Raw genomic sequence first — 16,936 nt, forward strand, 5'->3', positions numbered from 1 at the left:
CGCTTACACGCCCTTGTGGATCACGCCGTAGAACACCATCAATGCCGTCACCGCGATCCACACGATCGTCAGCGGAATGAACACCTTCCAGCCCAGGCGCATGATCTGGTCGTAGCGGTAGCGCGGGAAGCTGGCGCGGAACCAGATGTAGGCGCTGGCGAAGAACAACACCTTCATCAGCAGCCACGGCCAGCCGCCGGTCCAGATCCAGTTGACCCACGGCGAGATGTCCGCCGTGACCCAGCCCTGGAGCGGGCTCAGCCAGCCGCCCAGGAAGAAGATCGAGACCAGGAAGCTGACCAGGATCATGTTGGCGTATTCGGCCAGGAAGAACAGGGCGAACGCGCCGCCCGAATACTCGACCATGTGCCCGGCGACGATTTCCGACTCGCCCTCGACCACGTCGAACGGCGCGCGGTTGGTCTCGGCCACGCCGGACACCCAGTACACGATGAACAGCGGGAACAGCGGCACCAGGAACCAGTCGAAGAAGCCGGAGTTGCCGGCCTGCGCCGCCACGATCGTGCTCAGGTTGAGGCTGCCGGCGGCGATCATCACCCCGACCAGGGCGAAGCCCATCGCGATCTCGTAGCTGACCACCTGCGCGGCCGAGCGCATCGCGCCCAGGAACGCGTACTTGGAGTTGGACGCCCAGCCGGCCAGGATGATGCCGTACACGCCCAGCGAGGTCATCGCCAGCAGGTACAGCAGGCCGGCGTTGGCGTTGGACAGCACCAGCTTGGCGTCGAACGGCACCACCGCCCAGGCCGCGAACGCCGGCGCCAGGGTGATCAGCGGCGCGATCACGAACATCGCCTTGTGCGAGCTGCTGGGCTGGATGATCTCCTTGAACAGCAGCTTGAACACGTCGGCGAAGGCCTGGAAGATGCCCATGCCCACGTACATCGGCCCGTGGCGCACGTGCATCCAGCCGATCAGCTTGCGCTCCCAGACCACGTAGAACGCCACCGAGATGATCACCGGCATGGTGATCAGCAGGATCTTCAGCACGATCCACAGGACCACGCCGATCGCGCCCAGGCCGACGAACCACTGGTGCAGCGGATCGACCACGTTCAACAGCATCTCGTTCATGCAGCCACCACCGTTACCCGGCCGGCACCGATCGGCGCCGTCGCACCATGGCCGGATTCGATCCAGGCCACCCCTGCCGCGACCCGCGGATCCAGCACCACCGGCAGCGTCGCGTTGCCGACGGCGTTGCCGACCTTGACCACCTGCCCGGCAGCCACGCCCAGTTGCGCGGCGTGCTCGGGATGCAGGCGGATCGCCGGCGCGGCGTTGAGCGGATGCGCCTGCAGCGCGGGCGCACGGCGCACCACCGCATCGGTGCGGTAGATCGCCGGCGTCGCCGCCACTTCGATGCCCTCGCCCGCCGCCGCGGCCTGCGCCGAACCGCGCAGGCTCACGCTGCGCGGCTGCACGCCGGCACGCAGGCCGGCCAGGTCGGTGAAGTCGAAGCCGGCCAGCTGCAGTTCGCCGCCGAGCGCACGCAGCACCCGCCAGCCTTCGCGCGCCTGGTCCGGCAGCTTGCCGGCGGCACGCGCCAGCTGCTCGACGCCGTCCAGGTTGGTCAGCGTCGCGTCGATTTCCGGCAGCGCGCCGATCGGCAGGATCACATCGGCGATATCGCGGGTGGAGGCGCAGGCGAACTGGCTGAACGCCACCACCTTGGCCGCGCCCAGCGCGGCGCGCGCGGCGCCGGCATCGGCGAAGTCCAGGCCCGGCTCGATGCCGTAGAGCACATAGGCGCTGCGCGGCTCGGCGAACATGCCGGCCACGTCGCGCGCGCTCGGCAGCACGCCGAGCTTGGCCAGGCCCACCGCATTGGCGCCCTGCGGCACGCGGCACAGCGCCGCGCCGGTGGCAGCGGCGAAGTCGCGCGCGGCGGCGCGCAGCGCGGCGGCCTGCGGATGGTTCTCGACCAGCGCGCCGACGATCAGCACCGCACGCCCGGCGGCGCCCTGCACCGCCTCGCGCAGCGCCGCATCGGCGAGCGCGGCGGCGAAACCGGACGGGGCCACGATCTGCTTGCCGGCCTGGTCGAAGGCGAAATCGAAATCGACCGGATTGATCGAGTACACGCGCGCCTGGCGCTGCATCCGCGCCTTGCGGATACGCGCGTGCAGCAGCGGCAGCTCATGCCGCAGGTTGCTGCCCAGCACCACGATCACGTCGGCCTGCTCGATCTGCGCCAGCGGCACCGCGAACGGCTCGGCCACGGCGGCATCGGAGAAATCGCGGTTGCCGATGCGGTGGTCCAGGTTGCCGCTGCCCAGGCCGTCGGCAAGGCGCGCCAGCAAGGCGCCTTCCTCGTTGGAGGTGGCCGGGTGCGCGAGCACGCCCAGCGCATCGCCGCGGTTGCTGTTCAGGATGTCGGCGGCGGCGGCCAGGCCATCGGCCCAGGACACTTCCTGCCACTGCCCGTCGATCTTGCGCAGCGGCCGGGTGGCGCGGTCGGCCGCGTACAGGCCCTGGTGCGAATAGCGGTCGCGGTCGGACAGCCAGCACTCGTTGACCGCCTCGTTGTCGCGCGGCACGGTGCGCAGCACTTCGCCGCGGCGCACGTGCAGGAACAGGTTGGAACCCATCGCGTCGTGGTAACCGAGCGATTCGCGCGCGGTCAACTCCCACGGACGCGCGCGGAACTGGAACACCTTGTTGGTCAGCGCGCCGACCGGGCACACGTCGATGACGTTGCCCGACAGCTCGGTGGTCAGCGGCTTGCCGTCGTAGGTGCCGATCTGCAGGTTCTCGCCGCGGTACATGCCGCCCAGCTCGTAGGTGCCGGCGATGTCCGCGGTGAAGCGCACGCAGCGCGTGCACTGGATGCAGCGGGTCATCTCGGTGGCCACCAGCGGACCGATGTCCTCGTCCGCCACCACGCGCTTGCGCTCGTTGAAGCGGCTGACCGAGCGGCCGTAGCCCAGCGACACGTCCTGCAGCTCGCACTCGCCGCCCTGATCGCAGATCGGGCAATCCAGCGGGTGGTTGATCAGCAGGAATTCCATCACGCTGCGCTGGTACTTGAGCGCCTTCTCGCTGCGCGTGGCGACCTTCATGCCGTCCATCACCGGCGTCGCGCACGCGGGCGACGGCTTCGGCGACTTCTCCACGTCAACCAGGCACATGCGGCAGTTGGCCGCGATCGGCAGCTTCTCGTGGTAGCAGAAGCGCGGGATCGGGATCCCGGCCTTGTCGGCGGCCTGGATGATCATCGAGCCCTTCGGCACGACCAGGGACTGGCCGTCGATCTCGACGGTCACGTGTCCCTCCGGCACCACGGCCGGGGTCACGCCAGGATTGTTGGGTTGCGCGCTCATGCGGCGGCTGCCTCCACCTTCTTGCCGTCAACCATCGAATGACCGTTGACGATGTAGTACTCGAATTCGTCCCAGAACTGGCGCAGGAAGCCCTGGATGGGCCATGCCGCCGCTTCGCCGAACGCGCAGATGGTGTGGCCCTCGATCTGGCCGGCCACCGTCTTCAGCTGGTGCAGGTCTTCCATCGTGGCCTTGCCGGCGACGATGCGCTCGAGCACGCGGTGCATCCAGCCGGTGCCTTCGCGGCACGGGGTGCACTGGCCGCAGGATTCCTTGTGGAAGAACTGCGAGATGCGGCAGGCGAACTTGACGCAGCACACGCTGTCGTCGAGCACCACGATGGCGCCCGAGCCCAGGCCGGTGCCAAGCGCACGCAGGGTGTCGTAGTCCATCTGCAGGCCCTTGAGCTGCTCGGCCTTGAGCACCGGCATCGACACGCCGCCCGGCACCGCGCCCTTCAGCGTGCGGCCCGGCTTGAGGCCGCCGGCCATCTCCAGCAGTTCGTCGAAGGTGGTGCCCAGCGGCACCTCGAAGTTGCCGCCCTTCTGCACGCAGCCGGACACCGAGAAGATCTTCGGCCCGCCGTTCTTGGTCTTGCTCAGGCCCAGGAACCATTCCGGGCCGTTGCGGATGATCGCCGGCACCGAGGCGTAGGTCTCGGTGTTGTTGATCGTCGAGGGCTTGCCGTACAGGCCGAAGTTGGCCGGGAACGGCGGCTTGTAGCGCGGCTGGCCCTTCTTGCCTTCCAGCGACTCCATCAGCGCGGTCTCTTCGCCGCAGATGTAGGCGCCGGCGCCCAGCGCGCCGTAGATGTCGATGTCCACGCCGCTGCCGAGCACGTTCTTGCCCAGCCAGCCGTTGCTGTAGGCGTCGGCCAGGGCCTGCTCGAAGTGCTCGAACGGCTCGTGGTGGAACTCGCCGCGCAGGTAGTTGTAGCCCACCGTGCTGCCGGTGGCGTAGCAGGCGATGGCCATGCCCTCCACCACCGAATGCGGGTTGTAGCGCAGGATGTCGCGGTCCTTGCAGGTGCCCGGCTCGGACTCGTCCGAGTTGCACAGGATGTATTTCTGCGGCGCGCCCTTGGGCATGAACGACCACTTCAGGCCGGTCGGGAAGCCGGCGCCGCCACGGCCGCGCAGGTTCGACTGCTTGACCATTTCGACCACCTGCTCCGGCGCGATCTTCTCTTCGAGGATCTTGCGCAGGGCGGCGTAGCCACCGGACTTGAGGTAGCTCTCGTACGACCACGGCGTGTCGTAGTGCAGCGTGGTCAGCACGACCTGGTGCGGCTGTGGGGCCGGGCCGACCGGGCCGGTGGGAGCGTGGGGATGCTGTGCCATTGCCGTTACTCCAACCCGTCCAGCAGCGCGTCGACCTTGTCCTTGGTCAAGTGCTCGTGATAGTGGCCGTTGATCACCATCATCGGCGCGCCGGCGCAGCCGGCAAGGCATTCTTCTTCGCGCTTGAGATAGACGCGGCCGTCGGCGGTGGACTGGCCCAGCTTGCAGCCGAGCTTCTTCTCCGCATGCGCGACCAGGTCCTCGGCGCCGTTGAGCCAGCAGCTGATGTTGGTGCAGAAGGCGACGTTGTTGCGGCCGACCTTCTCGGTCTCGAACATCGAATAGAAGCTGGCGACCTCGTAGGCCCACACCGGCGGCAGTTCGAGATACTTGGCCACGCCGACGATCAGCTCGTCGGTCAGCCAGCCCTGGTTCTGCTCCTGCGCGGCGTGCAGGCCCTGCAGCACCGCCGAACGCTTGCGGTCCGGCGGGAACTTGGCCAGCCAGTGATCGATGTGCGCGCGCGTCTTGTCGCTCAGCACCAGCATCGGATCGACGTCGCGCGCCGCTTCGAAATTACCTGTGGCTTTCATGCGTGGAACTCCGGGACTCGGGACTCGGGACTCGGGACTCGCAAGAGCCCGCGTCCGCCGATGCCCGGACCGTGGAAAAGAACAACCGTGTTTACCGAAAAGGAAGCTGCGAACCCGCTGTTGGCGAGTCCCGAGTCCCGAGTCCCGAGTCCCGGCTTCATCGATCCACCTCGCCAAACACCAGATCATAGGTACCGATCATCGCCACCACGTCGGCCAGCATGTGCCCGCGCACGATCGCGTCCATCGAGGACAGATGGGCGAAGCCGGGCGCGCGCAGGTGCACGCGGAACGGCTTGTTGGCGCCGTCGGAGGCCAGGTAGCAGCCGAACTCGCCCTTGGGCGCCTCGACCGCGCAATAGGTCTCGCCGGCCGGCACGCAATAGCCTTCGCTGAACAGCTTGAAGTGATGGATCAAGGCTTCCATGTCGTCCTTCATCTCCGCCCGCTTGGGCGGGGCGACCTTGAAGTTCTCGACCATCACCGGGCCGGGATTGGCCTTCAGCCACTTCACGCACTGCTGGATGATGCGGTTGGATTCGCGCATCTCGGCCACGCGCACCAGGTAGCGGTCGTAGCAGTCGCCGTTGGTGCCGACCGGGATGTCGAAATCCACCGCGTCGTACTTGGCGTAGGGCTGCTTCTTGCGCAGGTCCCACTCGATGCCCGAGCCGCGCAGCATCACCCCGGTCATGCTCCAGCCATAGGCCTGCTCCGGCGTGACCACGCCGATGCCCACGGTGCGCTGCTTCCAGATGCGGTTGTCGGTGAGCAGGGTCTCGTATTCGTCGACCCGGCCCGGGAAGGTGCTGGTGAAGTCTTCCAGGAAGTCGAGCAGGGAGCCTTCGCGCGCGGCGTTGAGCCGCTTCAGCGCATTGCCCTTGTGCCAGCGCGATTCCTTGTACTTGGGCATGCGGTCCGGCAGGTCGCGGTAGACGCCGCCGGGCCGGTAGTAGGTCGCGTGCATGCGCGCGCCGGAGACCGCCTCGTAGCAGTCCATCAGCTCCTCGCGCTCGCGGAACGCGTACAGCATCACCGCCATCGCGCCCAGGTCCAGGCCGTTGGAGCCGACCCACATCAGGTGGTTCAGGATGCGGGTGATCTCGTCGAACATGGTGCGGATGTACTGCGCGCGCTCCGGCGCCTCGATCCCCATCAGGGTCTCGATCGCGCGCACATAGGCGTGTTCGTTGCACATCATCGACACGTAGTCGAGGCGGTCCATGTAGCCGATCGACTGGTTGAACGGCTTGGACTCGGCCAGCTTCTCGGTGCCACGGTGCAGCAGGCCGATATGCGGATCGGCGCGGACCACGGTCTCGCCGTCCATTTCCAGGATCAGGCGCAACACGCCATGCGCGGCCGGATGCTGCGGGCCGAAGTTCATGGTGTAGTTGCGGATCTCCTGCCTGGCTTCGGCGGGATTGCTGGCGAACGCGTCGTGCGCCTGGTGGTACTCGCTCACTTGGCGGGCTCCTTGTGTGCTTCGCCCGCGGCGGTCTGGTAGCGCGCATCGTCGCGGATCACGCGCGGCACGCCGACGCGCGGCTCGACCGAGGTCACCGGCTCGTACACCACGCGCTGCCGCTCTTCGTCGTAGCGCACTTCGACGTTGCCGATCAGCGGGAAGTCCTTGCGGAACGGATGGCCGACGAAGCCGTAGTCGGTGAGGATGCGGCGCAGGTCCGGGTGGCCGGCGAAGACCACGCCGAACAGGTCGAATGCCTCGCGCTCGAACCAGTTCGCGCCCGGCCAGATGTCGGTGACCGAGGCCACCACCGGCAGGTCTTCGTTGGGCGCATAGCAGCGCACGCGCAGGCGCTGGTTGTGGCGATAGGAGATCAGCTGCGCGAGCACCGCATAACGCTGCAACGGCACCGGCAGCGGCTGGATGTCACCGGCGGTCTCGCCGCTGGGGAATTCGCCCCAGGCGAAACGGCCCATGCCCTTGCCTTCGACGCCGCGGCTGAAGCCCTGCGACGACACGTCGGCGGTATCCCACTCGTCGCTGCCGTAGCCCAGGTAGTCCACGCCGCACAGGTCGGACAACTGTTCGAAACCGAACTCGTCGCGCAGCGCCAGGCAGGTGGCGTGCCAGGCGTCGGCCGGCACTTCCAGGGTGACTTCGCCACGCGGGAGGACCACGAACACCTGGCTGCCGGGGAAACGGGCGCCGAGTCGGTCGCTAAAGGAAGATGCTTGCTCTGCCATGGGGGCTTGGCGTGCTCTTAAGAAGTAAGAGGAATCAGCGCGCGATGGTCTGGGTTCGCCAGATCTTCTTCTGCAGCTGCAAGATGCCGTAGACCAGCGCTTCGGCGGTCGGCGGGCAGCCCGGGACGTAGATGTCCACCGGCACGATGCGGTCGCAACCGCGCACCACCGAGTACGAATAATGGTAGTAGCCGCCGCCGTTGGCGCAGCTGCCCATCGAGATCACCCACTTCGGGTCCGGCATCTGGTCGTAGACCTTGCGCAGCGCCGGGGCCATCTTGTTGACCAGGGTGCCGGCGACGATCATCACGTCGGACTGGCGCGGCGACGGGCGGAACACCACGCCGTAGCGGTCCAGGTCCAGGCGCGCGGCGCCGGCGTGCATCATCTCCACCGCGCAGCAGGCCAAGCCGAAGGTCATCGGCCACATCGAGCCGGTGCGCGCCCAGTTCAGCAGCGCATCGACGCTGGTGGTCACGTAGCCCTTCTCGAGCAACGGGTTCTCGCCTTCGGGACGCAGGATGTCGTCGACCCGCCCTTCCGGGATCGGGTTGGTCATCAGGCGATCCAGGGTCTGAATCACTCCCATTCCAGCGCTCCCTTCTTCCACACGTAGATAAAACCGAGGAACAGCATGCCGACGAACAGGCCCATGGTGACCAGGGAGCGAGCGCCCAGGTCCATGAACACCTGCGTCCAAGGCACGATGAAGATGATTTCCAGATCGAAGACGATGAACTGGATCGCGATCAGGTAGTAGCGCACGTCGAACTTCATGCGCGCGTCCTCGAAGGCCTCGAAGCCGCACTCGTAGGGCGAGAGCTTCTTCGCGTCGGGACGCCGGGGACCGAGGAACCGCCCCACCAGCATCAGCGCGACGCCGATTCCGGTGGCCACGATCAGAAACAGTAGGGTGGGCAAATATTCGGCCAGCACTCGCAATTCTCTCTTGCCTGTGCCCGCGCGCGTGCCGCGCAGGCATGGGGTAGACGATCTTCCAGCAAGAACATGACGTTCCTGCCCAGAAACCGTAGCCAAACAATGGTGCCCAAGAGGGGACTCGAACCCCTACGACCTAAGTCGCTACCACCTCAAGGTAGTGCGTCTACCAATTCCGCCACCTGGGCTTGCGTATCGCGCGCGGCATCCCGCCGCGCAACATAGTGTAACCGTCTTCAGTCTTTCTGCGATGGGGCAGGCGACTTTTGTTGCGCATTTTCCGGCGCCTGCTGCGCGGGCACCGCAGCGGCAGGTGCGGCGGCGGCCGGCGCGGTCGAGGCCGGGGCCTGCGGGATCTTCAGCTCGCCAGCCGGCGCCGCCGGTGTCGGGTTCGCGGCCTGCGACATCACGCCGAGGTTGGCCTCGGCGGCCGGGCGCGCGCTGTGGCCGGCATACCAGGCCATGAACAGGCTGATGCCGAAGAACACCACCGCCAGCCACTTGGTCGACTTGGACAGGAAGTTGGACGCGCCGCGCGATCCGAACACGGTGCCGGACGCACCCGCGCCGAAGCCCGACCCCGCCGCCGCGCCGGAACCGCGCTGCATCAGGATCAGCGCGATCATCGCGATCGCCACCAGCACGTAGACCACATTGAGGATGACCATCAGCATTTCGAAATCCGTCCGGACAGTTGCGACTTGGGTAGCGAGCGGCCGCCAGCGCGGCGACCGTTCGGTTAACGGGCGGCCGCCGCTCGCGCGATGGCCAGGAACTCCCCGGCGACCAGCGAAGCGCCGCCGACCAGCCCGCCATCGACGTCCGGCTGCGCGAACAGCTCGGCGGCGTTGTCGGGCTTGACGCTGCCCCCATACAGGAGCGGCAGCGAATCAGCGATTCTAGCATCGTGGGCGGCGACTTCGCCACGGATGAAGGCGTGTACCGCCTGCGCCTGGGCCGGGCTGGCGGTGCGCCCGGTGCCGATCGCCCACACCGGCTCGTAGGCGACCACGGCCTGGGCGAAGCCCTGCGCGCCGACCAGCGCCAGCACCGGTGCCAGCTGCGCGGCGATGACCGATTCAGTCTGGCCGGCCTCGCGCTGCTGCAGGCTCTCGCCCACGCACAGGATCGGGATCAGCCCGGCATGCAGCGCCGCGGCGAACTTGCGCGCGACCAGCTCGCTGTTCTCGTGATGGTACTGGCGCCGCTCCGAATGCCCGACCAGCCCGTAATGGGCGCCGACATCGATCAGCATCGCCGCCGACACCTCGCCGGTGTAGGCGCCCTTCTCGTTGCTGCTCACGTCCTGCGCGCCGAAGCGCAGCGCATGGCCCTCGAAATCGTCGATCAGGTCGCCCAGGTACGGCAGCGGCGGCAGGATCACCACCTCCACCCCGTCGGCGGGCAGGCCCGCGGCCACCTCCCGCACCAGGGCGGTGGCGAACTGGCGGTTGCCGTGCAGCTTCCAGTTTCCGGCTACGATCTTGCGTCGCATCGGCGCGTTCTCCGGCGAAAAAGTGCCGGAAGGATAGCCGATGCGCGGTGAGGCCCGGCGCTGCCGCCGCCTTTCGCCGCGTCCGCGCCCGCCCTGCCCCAACCACTGCCGCCCTCTGCGAGACCGCCATGCCCCAGCCTTCCGGCCATGCCCTGATCACCGGCGCCTCCAGCGGCATCGGCCGCGAGATCGCCCGCGAATACGCGCGCCGCGGCGTGCCGCTGATCCTCAGCGCGCGGCGCGAGGCGCTGCTGCAGGCACTGGCCGAGGAACTGCGCGCGCAGGTGCCGGTGCAGATCGTGGTCGCCGATCTGGCCGACCCGGCGGCACCGGCCGCGCTGGTGGCCGAACTGGAACGGCGCGGCCTGGCGGTGCGGATCCTGGTCAACAACGCCGGCTATGGCGTGCCGGGGCGCTTTCCCGACAGCGACTGGGCCACGCATGCCGCGTTCCTGCAGGTGATGGTCGGCGCGGTCTGCGAACTGACCTGGCGCCTGCTGCCGGCGCTGCGCGCCAGCGGCCACGGCCGCATCCTCAATGTCGCCTCGTTCGCCGCGCTGGTGCCGGGCGCCGACGGGCAGACCCTGTACGCGGCGGCGAAGAGCTTCATGCTGCGCTTCAGCGAATCGCTGGCGCTGGAGAACGCCGACCGCGGCGTCAACGTCTGCGCACTGTGCCCGGGCTTCACCTGGTCCGAATTCCACGACGTGACCGGCACCCGCGAACAGATGGACAAGCTGCCGCGCTGGGCCTGGCTGCAGACCGCCGCGGTCGCCCGCGCCGGCATCGACGGCGCCGAGCACGGCCGCGTGCGGGTGGTGCCGGGCGCGTTCTACCGCGCGCTGCTGGGCCTGGTCGCGCTGCTGCCGAACGCGCTGCTGCTGAAAGCGATGCGTCGCGGCTCGCAGCGGATCAGGCCGTTGGATTGAAGCCGGGAATGGGGAACCGGGAATCGGGAATGGAGAGAGCGCAGGGTTCCGAAGACCTGAAACAAGGCCGGCCACGGAAACCCGCTTTTACGATTCCCGATTCCCCATTCCCGACTCCCAGCTACTTCAGCTTGATCTCGCGCAACCGCTCCTCCAGATACCCCTGCGCGGTGATCGGCTCGGGGTAGCGGCTGGGGGTGTCGGCGCTGACGCACGAGGGCAGCACATCGATGACGAAATCCGGGTTCGGGTGCAGGAAGAACGGCACCGAGTAGCGCGGCTGCCGCGCCTGTTCGCCCGGCGGGTTGACCACGCGGTGGGTGGTCGACGGGTACACGTGGTTGGTCAGGCGCTGCAGCATGTCGCCGATGTTGACCACGATGGTGTCGGCGTCGGAGGTGAACGGCACCCACTCGCCCTGCTTGGACTTCACTTCCAGGCCGGCGGCGCTGGCGCCGACCAGCAGGGTGATCAGGTTGATGTCCTCGTGCGCGCCGGCGCGCACGTTGGGGATGTCGTCGGCGGTGATCGGCGGGTAGTGGATCGGGCGCAGGATCGCGTTGCCCGAATCGGTCTTGTCGGCGAAGTAGTGCTCGGGCAGGCCGATATGCAGCGCCAGCGCCGCGAGCACGCGCGCGCCGAGCTGGTCCAGCGCCTGGTACAGGCCGTAGCCGTGCTCGCGGAAGCCCGGCACTTCGCTCGGCCACAGGTTCGGCAGCATGACGTCGCGATACTTGGAATCCTCGCCGATCTCGCGGCCGATGTGCCAGAACTCCTTCAGGTCGAAGTGCTTGGAGTCCTTGGCGGTTTCCACGCCGAACGCGGTATAGCCGCGCGCGCCGCCGCTGCCGGGCACGTGGTACTTGCGCTTGACCTCCTCCGGCAAGGCGAAGAACGCCTTGAACACGCCATAGGCCGCATCGATCTGCGCCTGCGCGATGCCGTGGTTGCGGATGCCGGCGAAGCCCCACTCGCGGTAGGCCGCGCCCAGCTCGGCGACGAAGGCGTCGCGATCTGTGTCGAAGCGGGTGATGTCCAGGGTCGGGATGCGCGCAGTCATGGCAGGAACCGTAGTCGTGAAGGGAGAACGCCGCGCTCAGATCAGCAGGCGGTACAGCAGGTAGAAGGTGGCCGCCTTGGCGATCACCACCGCGATGCCGATGGCGATCGACTCACGCCGCGTCACGGACCGCCCCGGCGAGCTTTTCCAGGGTGTCGCGCATCAGCGCGGCGTCGTCGGCCTCGACCGTGACCCGCAGCACCGGCTCGGTCCCGGACGGACGCAGGAACGCACGCCCGCGCCCCTGCACCGCCGCCTGCGCCGCCGCCAGCGCGGCCTGCACGCTGGCCGCCTCGGCCGGGCGCGCGCCTTGCTGCAGGCGCACGTTGACGGTCTGCTGCGGCACCTTGTGCAGGCCCTGCAGCGCCTGGCGCAGGCTCTGCCGCGAGCGCTTGAGCACCTCCAGCACCTGCAGCGCGCTGACGATGGCATCGCCGGTGGTGGCGCGGTCCAGGCACAGCATGTGCCCGGAGGTTTCGCCGCCGAGCACGCCGCCGTGCTCGACCAGCGCCTGGTGCACGTAGCGGTCGCCGACCTTGACCCGCAGGAACGGCAACTGCAGCCCGGCCAGGGCCTGTTCCAGTCCGTAGTTGGTCATCAGCGTACCGACCACCGGCCCGCGCAGGCGGCCGCTGGCCTGCCAGCCGCAGGCCAGCACGTACAGCAGGTCGTCGCCATCGACCGGATTGCCCTGGTCGTCGGCCATCAGCACGCGGTCGCCGTCGCCGTCGAAGGCGATGCCCAGCTGCGCGCCATGCTGGCGCACGTTGCGGGCGAGGTTGTCGATGTGCATCGAGCCGACCCCGGCGTTGATGTTGAGCCCGTCCGGCGCGGCGCCGATCGCGATCACCTCGGCGCCCAGCTCGCGGAACAGCAGCGGCGCGATGTGGTAGGTCGCGCCGTGCGCGCAGTCCAGCACCAACTTCAGCCCGCGCAGGTCGAAGCCGCGCGGCACGCTGGCCTTGCAGAACTCGATGTAGCGGCCGATCGCATCGCGCGCGCGCATCGCCTTGCCCAGGCGCTCGGAGTCCACCGTGGCGAACGGCGCATCGAGCGCGGCCTCGATCGCGGTTTCGGTGGCGTCATCAAGCTTCTCCCCTTCGGCGGAGAAGAACTTGATGCCGTTGTCGTAGTGCGGATTGTGCGAGGCGCTGATCACGATGCCGGCGTCGGCGCCGAGCGTGCGGGTCAGGAACGCCACCGCCGGCGTGGGCATCGGCCCGAGCAGCTGCACGTCGGCCCCGGCGGCGACCAGCCCGGCCTCCAGCGCCGATTCGAACATGTAGCCGGAAATGCGCGTGTCCTTGCCGATCACCACCGTCGGCCGCGCATTGCCGGCGGCGCCGGCGCCGAGCACGCGGCCCAGCGCATTGCCCAGGCGCATCACGAAATCGGCGGAAATGGCGCCCTGCCCGACCCGGCCGCGGATGCCGTCGGTGCCGAAGTATTTGCGGGTGCTCATGGGGCCGGGACTCGGGACTCGGGACTCGGGACTCGAAGTGCCGGGACTGGGGACTCGGGACTCGGGACTCGGTCAAAAGCTGGGAAATCCAGCGCCCCCGAGAAATGCCCTCTCGTCGCGCAAAGTATCCGCCGCACGGGACCACGAGTCCCGGGTCCCGGGTCCCGGGTCCCGACAGAGATCACGCCACCACCTCGGTCTTGGCCGGCGCCGGCTGCCGCATCATCATCGCCAGCAGTTCGGACAGGCGGTCGCGCAGTTCGCGGCGGTCGCAGATCTGGTCGATGGCGCCGTGCTCGAGCAGGAACTCCGAGCGCTGGAAGCCTTCCGGCAGGGTCTCGCGCACGGTCTGCTCGATCACCCGCGGGCCGGCGAAGCCGATCAGCGCGTGCGGCTCGGCGATGTTGATGTCGCCGAGCATGGCGAAGCTGGCCGAGACGCCGCCGGTGGTCGGATGGGTCAGCACCGACACGTACGGCAGGCCGGCCTCGCGCAGGCGCCCGAGCGCGGCCGAGGTCTTGGCCATCTGCATCAGCGAGAACAGGCCTTCCTGCATGCGCGCGCCGCCGCTGGCGGAGAAGCACACGAACGGCGCGCCGATCTGCAGCGCGGTCTCCGCGGCCAGCGCGAAACGCTCGCCGACCACCGAGCCCATCGAGCCGCCCATGAAGGCGAAATCGAACGAGGCGGCGACCAGCGGCTGCGCCTTGAGCAGGCCCTGCATCGCGATCAGCGCGTCGTACTCGCCGGTGCTCTTCTGCGAGATCTTGATGCGCTCGCTGTACTTCTTCTGGTCCTTGAACTTCAGCGCGTCGGTCGGGCCCAGGCGCGCGCCGATCTCGGTCGGCGTGGTGTCCGGATCGAACAGCGAGGCCAGGCGCGCGCGCGCGCGGATCGCCATGTGGTGGCCGCATTTCGGGCACACCTCCAGGTTCTCCTCCAGCTCCGGCCGGTACAGCACGGCGCTGCAGTTGGGACACTTCTCCCACAGGCCTTCGGGAACGCTGCGCTTCTTGCTGGGCGTGCTATCGGTGCGGATGCCGGAGGGCATCAATTTGCTGAGCCAACTCATGCGGAATGACGATCCAGTCGCGCGGCCCACCAGGCCGCCAAGGGGCGACAGTCTAGCGCGCCGCCGGAAATCGCGCCGCAACGCGGCCCAACCGGCCACCGCACCGCGCATCGCCGCAGCGCAACAATCCCCGACCAGGTCCGTGTCGCAGGACACACCAAGCCATGCCCCCCTCCGGCAGCAGAGCGGTTGGCATGACGGCACGGGCAAAGCCTCCGCGCCGACGCCTCAGTTCAAGCAAGCGTCCCGCGACCGAGCCCGTCCGGCGAACATGTACCGCGCCGTGCCGCGGCACAGCGCCCGCCACCGGCGGGCACGGCCTTCACGCCTGGTCCAGCGCCTGCCGCAATGGCGCCAGGAACGCCAGCGCGCGTTCGCGCACCGCCTCCAGGGTCGTCGCCTCGGCCAGCGCCGCGACCAGCGCGCTGCCGACCACCACGCCGTCGGCGTCCACCGCCATGGCCTGGGCGCTGGCCGCGTCCTTGATCCCGAACCCGGCCACCACCGGCACCGCGCAGCGCGCGCGCAACTGGCGCAGGCGGTCGCCGGCGGCGCGGGTATCGAGGTGGTCGGCGCCGGTCACGCCGGCGAAGCTGACGTAGTACAGGTAGCCGCGCGCCGCATCGCACAACAGGCCGATGCGCGCGTCGCTGGTGGTCGGCGAGGCCAGCACGATCAGGTCCAGGCCGGCGGCGGCGAAGATCGCCAGGGTCTCGGCCGACTCTTCCGGCGGCAGGTCGACCAGCAGCACCCCGTCCACACCCGCGGCCACCGCCTCTTCGGCGAAGCGCGCGGTGCCATGGATCTCGACCGGATTGAGGTAGCCCATCAGCACCACCGGCGTGGCCGCGTCGTCGCGGCGGAACGCGCCAACCGTTTCCAGCACATAGGCCAGGCCGGCGCCGCGCGCCAAGGCGCGTTCGGAACTGCGCTGGATGGTGGGGCCGTCGGCCATCGGATCGGAAAACGGCACGCCCAGTTCGATCACGTCGGCGCCGGCCTCGACCAGCGCGTGCATCGCCGGCACGGTAGCCTCCAGCGACGGATCGCCGGCGGTGACGAACGGGATCAGCGCCTTGCGCCCGGCCTGGCGCAGCGCATCGAAGCGCGTGGCGATGCGGTTCGCGGCGCGGCTCATGCGCCGCTCTCCACCAGTTGCACGGCGTCCCAGCTTCCCCAGCACCTCGATGTCATGTTGCCTTCTCCGGTTTCGTAGCGGACCGCGCGCCCGCGTTGCGGGTCGCGCCAAGTCAGATAAAGAGCGTTGCCGTCGTCGCCAGGTTCGCTCACAGCACCATGCCTTCGCGCGCGGCGATGGTGTGCACGTCCTTGTCGCCGCGGCCGGACAGGTTGCACAGCACCAGCGCGTCCTTGGGCAGCTCGCGCGCCAGCTTGATCGACTGCGCCACCGCGTGGCTGGATTCCAGCGCGGCCAGGATGCCCTCGGTATGCGCCAGCAGATGGAACGCGGCCAGCGCCTCGTCGTCGGTGATGCCCTGGTAGACCGCGCGGCCGCTGTCGGACAGGAACGCGTGCTCGGGGCCGACGCCCGGGTAGTCCAGGCCGGCGGACACCGAATGGGTCTCGATGATCTGGCCGTCGTCGTCGCAGATCACGTAGGTGCGGTTGCCGTGCAGCACGCCCGGGCGGCCGGCGGCGATCGAGGCGGCGTGGCGGCCGCTGGCGATGCCGTCGCCGGCGGCTTCGGCGCCGTAGATCTTCACCGCGGGATCGTTGAGGAAGGCGTGGAACAGGCCGATGGCGTTGCTGCCGCCGCCGACGCAGGCGCTGATCGCGTCCGGCAGGCGGCCGTAGTCTTCCAGCATCTGCGCGCGCGCCTCGCGGCCGACGATGGCGTTGAAGTCGCGCACCATGCGCGGATACGGATCCGGGCCGGCGACGGTGCCGATGATGTAGAAGGTGTCGCGCACGTTGGTCACCCAGTCGCGCATCGCCTCGTTCAGCGCGTCCTTGAGCGTGGCCGAGCCGGAGGTCACCGGCACCACCCTGGCGCCCAGCAGCTGCATCCGGTAGACGTTGATCTTCTGCCGCTCGATGTCGGTGGCGCCCATGTACACCACGCACTCCAGGCCCAGCCGCGCGGCCACCGTGGCGCTGGCCACGCCGTGCTGGCCGGCGCCGGTCTCGGCGATGATGCGGGTCTTGCCCATGCGGCTGGCCAGCAGCGCCTGGCCGATGGTGTTGTTGATCTTGTGCGCGCCGGTGTGGTTCAGGTCCTCGCGCTTGAGCAGGATCTGCGCGCCGCCGACTTCGCGGCTGAGCCGCTCGGCGTGGTAGATCGGGCTGGGCCGGCCGACGTAGTGCTTCAGGTCCTTGTCGTACTCGGCGATGAAGGCCGGGTCCTGGCGCGCCTGGTCGTAGGCCGCGGCCAGCTCCTGCAGCGGTCCGATCAGGGTCTCGGCGACAAAGCGGCCGCCGTAGCGTCCGAAATGGCCACTGGCGTCGGGATAGGCATGGAAGTCGCTGATGGGGACGGAGGACATGGCGATCACGGCAAGTAGGACAGGCCTGCACTTTAGCGCACGCGTCG

The 16,936-nt window shown here is 68.7% G+C and carries 16 protein-coding genes and 1 tRNA gene; 1 reads left to right on the forward strand and 16 read right to left on the reverse strand.

Annotated features, from left to right (window positions below; all coding sequences use genetic code 11):
• Positions 1–3: 3 nt before the first annotated feature.
• The 11 genes from nuoH to tpiA all read right to left on the reverse strand — a co-directional run bounded on the left by nuoH (position 4) and on the right by tpiA (position 9,862).
• The gene (nuoH, locus tag NRY95_14150; GenBank protein ID UYC14868.1) at positions 4–1,095 is read right to left on the reverse strand and encodes an NADH-quinone oxidoreductase subunit NuoH; all 1,092 of its coding nucleotides are present in this window, start codon (positions 1,093–1,095) and stop codon (positions 4–6) included.
• Complete coding sequence (gene nuoG, locus NRY95_14155) at positions 1,092–3,344, reverse strand: NADH-quinone oxidoreductase subunit NuoG (GenBank protein UYC14869.1); 2,253 nt, start codon at positions 3,342–3,344, stop codon at positions 1,092–1,094. The genes nuoH and nuoG overlap by 4 nt, the downstream gene beginning before the upstream one ends.
• Positions 3,341–4,684: an NADH-quinone oxidoreductase subunit NuoF gene (gene nuoF, locus NRY95_14160; protein UYC14870.1), complete on the reverse strand. Its 1,344-nt coding sequence runs from the start codon at positions 4,682–4,684 to the stop codon at positions 3,341–3,343. Before nuoF ends, nuoG begins: the two co-directional genes overlap by 4 nt.
• Positions 4,685–4,689: 5 nt before the next feature.
• Positions 4,690–5,217: an NADH-quinone oxidoreductase subunit NuoE gene (nuoE, locus tag NRY95_14165; GenBank protein ID UYC14871.1), complete on the reverse strand. Its 528-nt coding sequence runs from the start codon at positions 5,215–5,217 to the stop codon at positions 4,690–4,692.
• A 157-nt stretch (positions 5,218–5,374) separates the two neighbouring features.
• A complete protein-coding gene (locus NRY95_14170; protein ID UYC14872.1) occupies positions 5,375–6,682 on the reverse strand; it encodes an NADH-quinone oxidoreductase subunit D in 1,308 nt (435 codons plus the stop codon).
• Positions 6,679–7,428 carry an NADH-quinone oxidoreductase subunit C gene (locus tag NRY95_14175; GenBank protein ID UYC14873.1) on the reverse strand — a complete coding sequence of 250 codons (750 nt, stop codon included), beginning with the start codon at positions 7,426–7,428 and terminating at the stop codon, positions 6,679–6,681. Before NRY95_14175 ends, NRY95_14170 begins: the two co-directional genes overlap by 4 nt.
• 34 nt (positions 7,429–7,462) lie before the next feature.
• Positions 7,463–8,017, reverse strand: a complete 555-nt coding sequence (locus NRY95_14180) for an NADH-quinone oxidoreductase subunit B (GenBank protein ID UYC14874.1) — start codon at positions 8,015–8,017, stop codon at positions 7,463–7,465.
• A complete protein-coding gene (locus NRY95_14185) occupies positions 8,008–8,364 on the reverse strand; it encodes an NADH-quinone oxidoreductase subunit A (GenBank protein ID UYC14875.1) in 357 nt (118 codons plus the stop codon). Before NRY95_14185 ends, NRY95_14180 begins: the two co-directional genes overlap by 10 nt.
• 106 nt (positions 8,365–8,470) lie before the next feature.
• A tRNA-Leu gene (locus NRY95_14190) sits at positions 8,471–8,555 on the reverse strand.
• 48 nt (positions 8,556–8,603) lie between these two features.
• Entirely contained in the window at positions 8,604–9,041 is a 438-nt protein-coding gene (gene secG / locus NRY95_14195) for a preprotein translocase subunit SecG (GenBank protein UYC14876.1), read from the reverse strand.
• Between the two features lie 65 nt (positions 9,042–9,106).
• Positions 9,107–9,862, reverse strand: coding sequence for a triose-phosphate isomerase (tpiA, locus tag NRY95_14200; protein ID UYC14877.1), 756 nt, complete (start codon positions 9,860–9,862; stop codon positions 9,107–9,109).
• A 128-nt stretch (positions 9,863–9,990) separates the two neighbouring features.
• On the opposite strand from tpiA, the gene NRY95_14205 reads away from it, so the two are divergent.
• Positions 9,991–10,791: an SDR family NAD(P)-dependent oxidoreductase gene (locus NRY95_14205; protein UYC14878.1), complete on the forward strand. Its 801-nt coding sequence runs from the start codon at positions 9,991–9,993 to the stop codon at positions 10,789–10,791.
• A 121-nt stretch (positions 10,792–10,912) separates the two neighbouring features.
• On the opposite strand, the gene NRY95_14210 is transcribed toward NRY95_14205, so the two are convergent.
• The 5 genes from NRY95_14210 to trpB form a co-directional block, all read right to left on the reverse strand.
• A complete protein-coding gene (locus tag NRY95_14210; protein ID UYC14879.1) occupies positions 10,913–11,851 on the reverse strand; it encodes an isopenicillin N synthase family oxygenase in 939 nt (312 codons plus the stop codon).
• Positions 11,852–11,963: 112 nt separating this feature from the next.
• Positions 11,964–13,313: a phosphoglucosamine mutase gene (gene glmM, locus NRY95_14215; protein UYC14880.1), complete on the reverse strand. Its 1,350-nt coding sequence runs from the start codon at positions 13,311–13,313 to the stop codon at positions 11,964–11,966.
• A gap of 181 nt (positions 13,314–13,494) precedes the next feature.
• Positions 13,495–14,385 (reverse strand): acetyl-CoA carboxylase, carboxyltransferase subunit beta, encoded by an 891-nt coding sequence (gene accD / locus NRY95_14220; protein ID UYC14881.1) that lies wholly within the window; start codon positions 14,383–14,385, stop codon positions 13,495–13,497.
• A gap of 322 nt (positions 14,386–14,707) precedes the next feature.
• Entirely contained in the window at positions 14,708–15,523 is an 816-nt protein-coding gene (gene trpA, locus NRY95_14225) for a tryptophan synthase subunit alpha (GenBank protein UYC14882.1), read from the reverse strand.
• Between the two features lie 148 nt (positions 15,524–15,671).
• Entirely contained in the window at positions 15,672–16,889 is a 1,218-nt protein-coding gene (gene trpB / locus NRY95_14230; GenBank protein ID UYC14883.1) for a tryptophan synthase subunit beta, read from the reverse strand.
• Positions 16,890–16,936: the final 47 nt, after the last annotated feature.

Origin of the sequence: Xanthomonas campestris pv. phormiicola, from assembly GCA_025666215.1 — a bacterium.
In the GTDB taxonomy this organism is placed as follows: Bacteria; Pseudomonadota; Gammaproteobacteria; order Xanthomonadales; family Xanthomonadaceae; genus Xanthomonas_A; species Xanthomonas_A campestris_A.

Excerpts from the sequence above, each read along its gene's own strand:
- nuoF (UYC14870.1), bottom strand. The coding sequence starts at position 4,684 with ATGGCACAGCATCCCCACGCTCCCACCGGCCCGGTCGGCCCGGCCCCA.
- trpA (UYC14882.1), bottom strand. The coding sequence starts at position 15,523 with ATGAGCCGCGCCGCGAACCGCATCGCCACGCGCTTCGATGCGCTGCGC.
- nuoG (UYC14869.1), bottom strand. The coding sequence starts at position 3,344 with ATGAGCGCGCAACCCAACAATCCTGGCGTGACCCCGGCCGTGGTGCCG.
- tpiA (UYC14877.1), bottom strand. The coding sequence starts at position 9,862 with ATGCGACGCAAGATCGTAGCCGGAAACTGGAAGCTGCACGGCAACCGC.
- accD (UYC14881.1), bottom strand. The coding sequence starts at position 14,385 with ATGAGTTGGCTCAGCAAATTGATGCCCTCCGGCATCCGCACCGATAGC.
- NRY95_14205 (UYC14878.1), top strand. The coding sequence starts at position 9,991 with ATGCCCCAGCCTTCCGGCCATGCCCTGATCACCGGCGCCTCCAGCGGC.
- nuoE (UYC14871.1), bottom strand. The coding sequence starts at position 5,217 with ATGAAAGCCACAGGTAATTTCGAAGCGGCGCGCGACGTCGATCCGATG.
- nuoH (UYC14868.1), bottom strand. The coding sequence starts at position 1,095 with ATGAACGAGATGCTGTTGAACGTGGTCGATCCGCTGCACCAGTGGTTC.
- NRY95_14210 (UYC14879.1), bottom strand. The coding sequence starts at position 11,851 with ATGACTGCGCGCATCCCGACCCTGGACATCACCCGCTTCGACACAGAT.
- glmM (UYC14880.1), bottom strand. The coding sequence starts at position 13,313 with ATGAGCACCCGCAAATACTTCGGCACCGACGGCATCCGCGGCCGGGTC.
- NRY95_14175 (UYC14873.1), bottom strand. The coding sequence starts at position 7,428 with ATGGCAGAGCAAGCATCTTCCTTTAGCGACCGACTCGGCGCCCGTTTC.
- secG (UYC14876.1), bottom strand. The coding sequence starts at position 9,041 with ATGCTGATGGTCATCCTCAATGTGGTCTACGTGCTGGTGGCGATCGCG.
- trpB (UYC14883.1), bottom strand. The coding sequence starts at position 16,889 with ATGTCCTCCGTCCCCATCAGCGACTTCCATGCCTATCCCGACGCCAGT.
- NRY95_14180 (UYC14874.1), bottom strand. The coding sequence starts at position 8,017 with ATGGGAGTGATTCAGACCCTGGATCGCCTGATGACCAACCCGATCCCG.